The following is a 9,924-nucleotide window of genomic DNA, read 5'->3' as shown; positions in this document are numbered from 1 at the left end:
GGCTACCTAACCCCAGCCGAGTACGCTCGGCAGTGCACCCATCAAATGGAAACCGACGACTCACAGAACGTCCGGACCGAATGAAGGGGGCGGCTCACTCTCACTGGCACCCATTTCAGCCGCAAGAGCGCTTGGTTCGAGGCTCGCACATCAGTCACGGAGAGTTTTCTTATGCGCGCTCAGCGACTCCTCCTCTTCCTGCCCCTCCTGCTCGTGGCCACCGGCTGTTCCGGTCAGGAGGGACCGGGGCCGTCTAGCTCCCAATCCTCATTGTCCTCGTCTTCTTCGGCGGTGTCGCCGACGCCCGCCGCCTCGGAGAGCCCCATGCAGCTGACGGCCACCGAGACGTGCGAACAGCTGGCAGGCAACCGCGGTGGTCTTGCGTTAGACGTCCTGGACTTCAGCGTGGACTTCTACATGGAAGACCTCGTCATGAGCGATAGGGATCGTCGCGTGGCGGGGTTGGTGGAGCAGGGCGATCAGCTGCGCGCGGTCGCCCATCCCAAGTATCACGACACCTTGGACCGTCTGATGGCCGAGCCTGAGGAGATCCAGCGCATTGTGAAGTCGGGCGGTGGCAGGTACACGATGCCAATGCAGGACATCGTTCAGTCTGTGACCGGTGCAGCCACCGACTGCTACCAGCCCGGTGAGGAACTCAACAGGTTCGTTGAGAACATGACGCCCATCATTAACCGCATCCCGGAGTATGCGGCGCTGGAGGTGGACGGCGCGTCCGGGGGCGCATCCTCCACGCCGGCTGCATCGTCGACCTCGACCCCTACTGCGGGGTCTGCTCCTGCATCGGAGCCCACGCCGACCCCTGAGCCCACGCCGACGCTCTCGGAGGAGACGGAAGCGGCAGCCGAGCATGAGGCCGGGGATGTGCCGATGGAGTACCAGTCGGCGCTTCGCAAGGCGTACAGCTACGAAGAGAACATGGACATGTCCAAGATGGGCATCTATGGCCAGCTGGTTTCCGAGTACGGTGAGCAGTTCTCACCAGAAGCGGCGCAGTACGCGATCGACAACATGACGGACGTGGACTGGAATGCCAATGCGCTGGCCAAAGCGAAGAGCTATCAGGAAATGATGGACATGTCGCCGTCTGCGATCTACGACCAACTGGTCTCGGAGTACGGCGAGGAGTTCACGCCCGACCAGGCGCAGTACGCGATCGACAACCTGTCCCAGTGACGCCCGGCCATGCCCGGCGCGTTGAATGAACGCGTCGGCAACGGTGTCGCCAGGTGGTCCACCCGCCGCCCGCATATTCTGGTCCTCTGCAGCCCGCGGAGGACCAGAATATGCGGGGCTGTGTGCCGCCTGACGCAGGGCCGGGGTGATCTCTAGCAGCGGCGCCAGGTCTTAGCGTCCCGAGCGCCAGATCTTCGCCATCTTCTCCGCCGCCGCGGGGTCCACCGAGGCCCCCAGAAGCTGTCCATGCGGGGTCGGGGCAAGTCGCCGTTCGCGGTGGAACAGCTCAGAGTGGTTGATGTCCTGCACGCCGCGGTTCCACAGGTGCAGTTTGGATTCGTAGGTGAAGCTGCCCCTCATGGATGCCAGCCGCTGGGGGTCGGTGACCCAGGCGTACTTGGACGAGTCGTTGAGCTGGTGATCGACAGCGCGTGTGACGGCGGCGGCGACCCAGTCGGCGAACTGCACGTTGGAGCTCAGCGAACTGTCCACGTGCATGGGCGGTTCCACGATGCACCGCATCTCCGGAAAGTCGCCGGCTCGGCTGAAGATGTGGGCATACATCGATGCAACGCGTTCGACTCGCGTCTTCTCATTGATTTGATCGATGATCACCATGAGGTTATGTCCGTGATGGTGGGCATGGCGGGCCAGACGGTTCAGAGTCTCTCGCATGGCGTCGGCTTCGCGTTTCTCGACGTCGAGGCCGATCTGCTTGGGCGTCCCACGCTGCTTCTCGTCGGCGTAGTAGAACAGCTTGCCGCCGTGGTCGACGACGACGGACCGCACGAGCGCATCGAACACGCGGAGCTGCTGCGGAAAGCGCGCGGGGGTATCCGGCCGGAACAGATTGGCCCCCTTGAACTCCCACCGTCCGGGGTGTTTCGCTCGGTCGATCTCCGAGGCGAACAGCTGACGCTTCAGTGCGGTGAACTTCGCTCCAAAGCCTCGTGCGGCAGACTCCGGCATGACGAATCCGGCATAACCGAAGGCTGGGCTTGTCCGGAAGCGAGGATGGTCCGGGCCGACGTAGGCGCCCGGCTCGCCGATCTCGTCGATGTACGCCAGCAGCATCTGACCATTGTGCAGGGCACAGCGGACACTGCAGACAAGCGCAGAGGCCCACGCAAGCGCGGGCCTCTCGAATTGGTGCTCGGGGCACTGTCTCAGCCCTAGCTACCACACGCGAGCGTACTCGCGCGCGCAGAGTATAGGCAAGTGTGGTTGTGTATGATCCGTCGCCCTGTCGGGTCGCTGCGGGGTCGGAATGGGTCCCGTCCAGCGGCCCGCCCCCACCATTCGAAGGACCCCATGACCACCCCCGCCACGCGCGGCGCTGCCTCGGCGCCCCACCGCTCTCCCCGGAACCTCTCGAACTTCGTGTGGGGGATCGCGGATCAGCTCCGGGGCGTGTTCAAGCCGAATCAGTACGGCACGCTCGTCCTTCCACTCACCATCCTGCGCCGCATGGAGGCGGTCATGGCCCCGCACCGGGAGTTCTTCGCGGAGCTGGCGGCCAAGGGGCATCCGGACTTCGTCCTCGCCAACCTGGTTGAGTCCCGCACGGGCCTGACGTTCTACAACCTCAGCCCCTTCACCCTGGACCGCATCCTGCAGGAGCCAGACCTGCTCCGCACGAACCTGCTGGCCTACGTGGACGGGTTCTCCCAGAACGTGGCGGACCTGTTCACCTATTACGAGTTCGACAAGACGGTCGCCAAGCTGGACGAGCATGACCGCCTCTTCCTGGTCCTGCAGCAGTTCGCCTCCATCGACCTCTCCCCGGACACCGTCTCCAACGCGGAGATGGGCACCCTCTTCGAGGACCTGATCCGCCGCTTCGCCGCCGCCTCCAACGAGACCGCCGGTGAGCACTTCACCCCGCGCGACGCGGTGAAGCTCCTCGTGGACCTGCTCACCGCCAACGACGACGACGTCCTCACCGGCTACCCGGTCCGCACCGTCTATGACCCCACGGCCGGCACCGGCGGCATGCTGTCCCTGCTGGACGAGCGCCTGCGCCGTATGAACCCGAACGCGGAGGTCCGCCTGTTCGGGCAGGAGCTCAACGATCAGTCCTATGCGATCTGCAAGTCCGAGCTGCTGGGCAAGGGCCAGGACGCGGACGGCATCGCCCGCGGGGACACCCTCAAGAACGACGCCCACCTGACCGAGCGCTTCGACTACGTCCTCTCCAACCCGCCCTACGGCGGCGACTGGAAGGCCTCCCGCACCGCGGTGGAGAAGGAGATCGCCGTCGGCGGCGCCACGAACCGCTTCCCGGGCGGCACCCCCGCCATCAGCGACGGGCAGATGCTGTTCCTCCAGCTCGTCGCCTCGAAGCTCCGCCCGGTCTCGGAGGGCGGGGGACGGGCCGGCATCGTCCTCAACGGCTCCCCGCTGTTCACGGGTGGGGCGGGCTCGGGCCCGTCCGAGATCCGCCGCTGGCTGTTGGAGTCGGACCTGGTGGACGCGATCGTCGCGCTGCCCACGGACATGTTCTACAACACCGGCATCGCCACCTATGTGTGGGTGCTGGACAACAACAAGTCGGCAGAGCGCCGCGGCAGGGTCCAGTTGATCGATGCCCGCACGTTCTTCACCAAGCTGCGCCGCAACGTGGGCTCGAAGAACAAGGAGCTGTCCAAGGCGGACCGCCAGCGCGTGCTGGACATCTACCGGGACTTCGACGCCCAGTCCGAGGGCAACGCCGAGTTCTCCAAGGTCCTCACCGCGCAGGACTTCGGCTACCGGGAGATCACCGTGGAGCGCCCGCTGCAGCTGCGCTTCGAGGTGGAGGACGCCACCATCGCGGCGGCGCTCGCCACCAAGCCGGTGGACAAGCTTCCCGACGACGGCCGGTCGGCTCTCGAGACCGCCCTCGCCTCCCTGCGTGGCCGGGTCTGGGACCACCAGCCCACCTTCGTGCTGGACCTGAAGAAGGCGTTGAAGGAGCACGGCGTGACTGCCGGTGCCCCGCTGGTGAAGGCCCTGACCGGGGCGATCGGCGTGCACGACTCGGCAGCGGAGGTGGTGACGAACAAGAAGGGCGAGCCGGAGCCGGACACCTCGCTGCGTGACACCGAACTCGTGCCCTTCGGCCGGGGCATTCACGAGTACTTCGAAGCCGAGGTGGCCCCGCACGTGCCCGGCGCCTGGATCGATGAGTCCAAGACGAAGATCGGCTACGAGATCCCCTTCACCCGACTGTTCTATAAGTACGTGCCGCCGCGCCCCCTCGAGGAGATCGACGCCGAGCTCAAGCAGCTCACGGCCGAGATCATCGAACTCCTGCAGGAGGTGGAGCGGTGAGCGTGCAGCTGCGGCGCCTAGCACAGGTGAACCCGGTGACGCCTGAGTTCGCCACGATCAACGGCGACGTGACCTTCCTTCCGCTGGAAGCTGTGTGGCCGAACGGACATCGCCGCTACGCGGAGACCAAACCTGCAGAAACGACCGGATACACGCAGTTTCGCCGTGGGGACATCCTCATGCCGAAGATCACCCCGACATTCGAGGCTGGACGCGTATTCGTCTCCGATGACTTGCCGACTGAGGTGGGGTTGGCCTCAACAGAGGTTCACGCCGTGCGCGCTCTGACTGCGGAGCCTCGATACCTGGCGTACTTTCTGCGTTCGATTCCAGTGCTCACCGAGGGACACGAGTCGCTGCGGGGTGTTGGCAACCTGCGCCGGGTCACTACTGAATGGGTTGAATCTCTGGTTGTGCCGGTCGTCGATCGAGGTGAGCAGCGGCGTATCGCGGACTACCTCGACCGCGAGACCGCCACGATCGACGCCCTCATCGCGAAGCAGGTCGAGCTAATGAACCGGTTGCGCGAACGGCGTCAGGCAGTCATCGACCGAGCATTCGTCTCCACCTCGGAGATAGTCATTCTTCGACGGCACCTGGTTCTCAATGACTCGGGCGCGTGGGGTGAAGATCCGACAGGTGCGGACGACGTGGCAGTACTCCGTTCGACGGAGCAGACGGTGGATGGGTACTGGGCCATTAGCGATCCTGCATTGCGAACCTTGTCCCAGACCGAGCGGCAGAATACCCGGCTTCGGGCGGGGGACCTTATCGTGACGAAGACGAGCGGGTCGTTCAAGCATGTTGGGAAGACGACCCTGGTGGACAATGAAGTTGCCGAGGGCGGCTACGGGTTCGGGAATTTCATGCAGAGGCTGCGTCTGAAGTCCACGATGACTCCGAAGTTCCTGTGGTGGTTCATGCGGACAGATCAAGCCCGTAGCTGGATTAATCTGGTCGCGACCACATCTACGGGTCTCATGAACCTCAATGGCTCGACCCTTGGCCGGATGGAGGTTCCGCTGCCTAGTTTGGTTGAGCAGCGCGAGATCGCCGGCCACCTCGACCGCGAGACAGCGAAGATCGACGCCCTCATCGCGAGGGCGGAGCGGTTCATCGAGCTCGCCCAGGAGCGCCGCGCCGCGCTGATCACCGCCGCCGTCACCGGCCAGATCGAGATCCCCACGGAGGACTGACCGCACATGGCCATCCACAACGAGAGCGAGCTCGAGACCTACATCTGCGAGTACCTCGAGCAGCACGGCTGGCTCTACTCGGCCAACGATGACGGCTACGACCGCAAGAACGCGATCTTCCCCGAGGACGTCCACGCCTGGCTGGCCGAGAACCAGCCGGAGGACTACGGGCGCATCGTGAAGGACGATGCCCCGGCCTCTGCGCAGCAGGCACAGCGGGACCAGATCACCACCCGCCTGATCGACGTGCTGAACAAGCCGCAGGACACCGGCGTCGGCGGCACCCTCAACGTGCTCCGCAAGGGCTTCAAGGTCGGCACCTCCGCCACCCTGCGCATGGCCGAGCCGCGGCCGGCCACGAACCTGAACCCGGCCGCCGTCGCCTCCTACGAACGCATGCGGCTGCGCGTGATGCGCCAGGTGCACTTCAACCCGGCCACCAACCAGTCCGTGGACCTGGTGCTGTTCGTCAACGGCCTGCCCGTGGCCACGATCGAGCTGAAGACCGACTCCACCCAGTCCATCGGTCACGCGAAGAAGCAGTACCGCGATCGCAACCCGAAGGCCACGCCGCTGTTCGGGTTCGGCACCCGCGCCGTGGTCCACTTCGCCGTCTCCAACCGCGAGGTCTGGATGACCACCAAGCTGGCCGGGAAGGACACCTTCTTCCTGCCGTTCAACCAAGGCGACGACGGCCACGCCGGCAACCCGCTCAACCCGAACGGCGGGTCCTCCACCGCCTACCTGTGGGAACGGATCCTCCAGCGGGACACCTGGCTCGAGATCCTCCAGAAGTTCGCCTTCCTCAAGAAGGAGACCGTGGAGGACGAGTACGGCCGCTCGCGCCGGAAGTCCACGCTGATCTTCCCACGCTTCCACCAGTGGGAGGCCGTCACCACGATGCTCACCGCCGTCCGTGAGGAGGGCGCCGGCAAGTCCTACCTGATCGAGCACTCCGCGGGCTCCGGCAAGACCAACACCATCGCCTGGACCGCCCACCGCCTGCTCTCCACCTACGGGGCGGACGAGCAGCGGGTGTTCGACTCGGTCATCGTGGTCACCGACCGCACCGTGCTCGATGACCAGCTTCAGGAGGCCGTCCGGCAGATCGGGCAGACCTCCGGCACCGTGGTGGCCGTAGACCGCAAGAACCTCGGCGGCGAGGCCACCAGCAAGTCCGCCCTGGTGAAGCAGACCCTGCTGCAAGGCAATCGGATCATCGTGGTGACGCTGCAGACCTTCCCCGCCGTGCTTGAGCTCCTCAAAGGTGACTCGACGCTCGCCGGCCGCACCTACGCAGTGATCGCGGACGAGGCGCACTCCTCCCAGACCGGCTCCGCCGCAGCCAAGCTCAAGCGCGTGCTCACCCCAGACGAGCAGGCCGACCTCGAAGACGGGGGAGAGGCGGACACCGAGTCCATCCTCGCCGCCGAGGTCGCCGCCACCGGACGCCCGGAGAACATCAGCTTCTTCGCCTTCACCGCCACTCCGAAGGACAAGACCCTGCAGATGTTCGGCCGCCCCTCCGGCGAGTACGACGAGAAGGGCCGGGAGATCCCGGCCTCCTTCCACCGGTACACCATGCAGCAGGCCATCGAGGAGGAGTTCATCCTCGACGTGCTGAAGAACTTCACCAATTACGACACCGCCTTCAAGCTGGCCCTGGCCGGACAGAAGGGCGAGTTCCGTCCCGAAGGCGACCGGGCCGCCGTCGGGAATCCGACCACCGAAGTGGACCAGACCGAGGCGAGCAAGAAGCTCATGCGGTGGGTCAAGCTGCACCCGACGAACATCGCGCAGAAGGTCAAGATCATCGTGGAGCACTTCCGCGCCAACGTGGCCGGACTGCTCGACGGGCAGGCCAAGGCCATGGTGGTCACCGACTCCCGCGCCGCCGCCGTCCGGTACAAGCGCCAGATGGACCAGTACATCCAAGACATGGGGTACACGGACGTGGGCACCCTGGTGGCCTTCTCCGGCGAGATCACCGACGACGACTTCGGGCTCGAGAAGGTCACCGAACGGTCCATGAACCCGTCCGTGACCGGCGACCTGGCGAAGGCGTTCGACGGGGACGGCTACCAGGTGATGATCGTGGCCAACAAGTACCAGACCGGCTTCGACCAGCCGAAGCTCTGTGCCCTGTACGTGGACAAGAAGCTCTCCGGCGTGCTGGCCGTGCAGACGCTGTCGCGGCTGAACCGCGCGGCGCCGGGCAAGGACACCACCTACGTGCTGGACTTCGTGAACTCCGAAGACGACATCCAGGCTGCCTTCGAGCCGTACTACGCGGGCGCGAAGCTGGAGACGGTGACGGACCCGAACCTGATCCATGACCTGGGGACGAAGCTCGACGCCGCGGGCGTGTACGACTGGGACGAGGTCGACGCGTTCGCCGACGTGTGGGTGGCGTGGAAGCCGGGGAGCGGGCAGGAGGGCCTGCAGGCCGCGCTGGAGCCCGTGGCATACCGGTTCCGCAAGGAGCTGGCGCATGCGCGGATGAACCAGGACGAGACGCGCGTGAACGAGCTCGTGCTGGTGCGCAAGGACATGCGGTCCTTCGTCAGCCTCTACGACTTCCTCTCCCAGATCTACGAGTTCGGGGACACCGAGCACTACAAGCGGGCGCTGTTCCTGCGGCACCTGGTGCAGCTCGTGGGCGATCAGCCCGGCGGTGAGGAGCTGATCGACCTGAGCGATGTGCAGCTGGTGAGCATCCGGCAGAAGAAGACGTCCTCGGGGGACATCGGGCTGACCGGTGGGGCCGCGCTGAAGGGGACCACCGCTGTGGGAGGCGGGCAGGTGCGTGAGAAGCAGCGCGGGCCGTTGGAGGAAGTGATCGAGAAGATCAACGAGATCTTCGCCGGTGAAGGCGTGGATGCCTCCCCGTCCCAGCAGGAGGCGTGGGTGAGCGCCCTCGTCGCGCCGCTCATGGAGGACGAGAAGCTGCTGGGCCAGGCCGGAGCGAACTCGTTGGAGCAGTTCCTCGCAAGTCCGAACCTGGAACGGTCGGCGATGGGCGCCGTGTACGCGAACGAGGACGCCTTCGCGAAGATGACGGACATCGTGGGCAGGGGCGGGGACCCGTCCAAGATGATCGTCGCTGCCATCGGGGAGTACTTGTACTGGAAGGTGCGGAGCGAGGGGGCCGGGCCGGTGGACGTTGCCCATGGACGGTCCGCCGTTTTCGTTGACGAAACGGCCCCTTCGCAGGGCACTTCCGTCGATGAGAGGGCGAGTGCGACGCCGTCGCGCGTCCGGAAGGGGAACTGAGATGGCACATCCCAAGACACTGCAGGTCTTCCTGATGGACGGTGCACCCACCGGTCGGCTGAAGTGCACCCTCGACAACTGGACGGGCCTCGTCTACGTGGTGCCACGCACCAGTCTCAACGCGGACGGGCACCCCGAGGCGTTCGAAGGCACCGGTGTGTACCTGCTGCTGGGGCAGGACGCCGATTCCGGCGACGACGTCGTCTACGTCGGGCAGGCTGTCGGGCGGGCCAACGGCAACGGCATGGTAGGCAGGATCCGGGAGCACGTCCGGAGGGAGGCGCACGACTTCTGGAACCGAGCCATTCTCCTCTCCACCCTCGGGGACACCTTCGGCCCCACGGAGGTGACCTACCTGGAGCACTACTTCCACCAGGCTGCATCCACGGCCGGTCGCTTCACCGTGGACAACGCGGTGGCGCCCTCCCAGGGAAACGTCACTGAGGAGAAGAAGGCGGAGCTGGAGGAGTACGCCGACAAGGCCAAGATCCTGATCAGCGCCCTGGGGCATCGCGTCTTCGAGAGCGCTGACGGCTCACATGCCGCGGCCGCGGCTGGCCGGGCCACCCAGGCGCCCGAAGCGGAGCCGAAGCGCACCCTGTTCACCATGACGGTCAACGGCGTCAGAGCCCAGGGACACCCGACGCCGGACGGGTTCGTCGTCCTGCGGGGCAGTGGCCTCATGGAGGGGCTGCGGCCCAGCGCACCCCCCGGTGTCCGGGCGGGCCGGGAGCGCTTTGCCGGCCACATCGGCGCTGATGGGGTGCTGACCGAGGACGTCTCCTTCACCAGCTCCTCGGCCGCGGCCGGATTCGTGGCCGGCGGGAGCGTGAGCGGGCCGTCCTCATGGCGGGCGCCGGATGGGCGCACCCTCGGCGAGGTCGAGGCCGCCTCGGCCGCGCCGGAGCCCATGGAAGACGACGCCTGATGAGGACGCGGCCGACCG

At 65.9% G+C, this 9,924-nt stretch carries 6 protein-coding genes; 5 read left to right on the top strand and 1 reads right to left on the bottom strand.

The features are described from left to right. Window positions 1–324: 324 nt before the first annotated feature. On the top strand, window positions 325–1,197 hold the full coding sequence (locus NR073_RS01870; RefSeq protein WP_230278086.1) for an Ltp family lipoprotein: 873 nt from the start codon (window positions 325–327) through the stop codon (window positions 1,195–1,197). A 171-nt stretch (window positions 1,198–1,368) separates the two neighbouring features. On the opposite strand, the gene NR073_RS01865 is transcribed toward NR073_RS01870, so the two are convergent. After that, window positions 1,369–2,271, bottom strand: a complete 903-nt coding sequence (locus NR073_RS01865; RefSeq protein WP_044658521.1) for a DUF3800 domain-containing protein — start codon at window positions 2,269–2,271, stop codon at window positions 1,369–1,371. Window positions 2,272–2,508: 237 nt separating this feature from the next. Between NR073_RS01865 and NR073_RS01860 the strand changes: the two genes are divergently transcribed. From NR073_RS01860 to NR073_RS01845, 4 genes are read left to right on the top strand one after another with little or no spacing between them, the layout of a single operon-like run. Then, window positions 2,509–4,509, top strand: coding sequence for a class I SAM-dependent DNA methyltransferase (locus tag NR073_RS01860; RefSeq protein ID WP_216881098.1), 2,001 nt, complete (start codon window positions 2,509–2,511; stop codon window positions 4,507–4,509). Further along, window positions 4,506–5,705, top strand: coding sequence for a restriction endonuclease subunit S (locus NR073_RS01855; RefSeq protein ID WP_216881101.1), 1,200 nt, complete (start codon window positions 4,506–4,508; stop codon window positions 5,703–5,705). Before NR073_RS01860 ends, NR073_RS01855 begins: the two co-directional genes overlap by 4 nt. Before the next feature lie 6 nt (window positions 5,706–5,711). Then, complete coding sequence (locus NR073_RS01850) at window positions 5,712–8,978, top strand: type I restriction endonuclease subunit R (RefSeq protein WP_216881103.1); 3,267 nt, start codon at window positions 5,712–5,714, stop codon at window positions 8,976–8,978. 1 nt (window position 8,979) lies between these two features. Beyond that, window positions 8,980–9,906, top strand: a complete 927-nt coding sequence (locus NR073_RS01845) for a GIY-YIG nuclease family protein (RefSeq protein ID WP_216881105.1) — start codon at window positions 8,980–8,982, stop codon at window positions 9,904–9,906. The last annotated feature ends 18 nt before the right edge of the window (window positions 9,907–9,924 follow it).

Origin of the sequence: Micrococcus sp. Mcc28 (genome assembly GCF_024519775.1) — a bacterium.
GTDB lineage: Bacteria > Actinomycetota > Actinomycetes > Actinomycetales > Micrococcaceae > Micrococcus > Micrococcus luteus.
The sequence above is the reverse complement of the archived record's forward strand: the minus strand, read 5'-3'. Positions and strand labels throughout refer to the sequence as shown.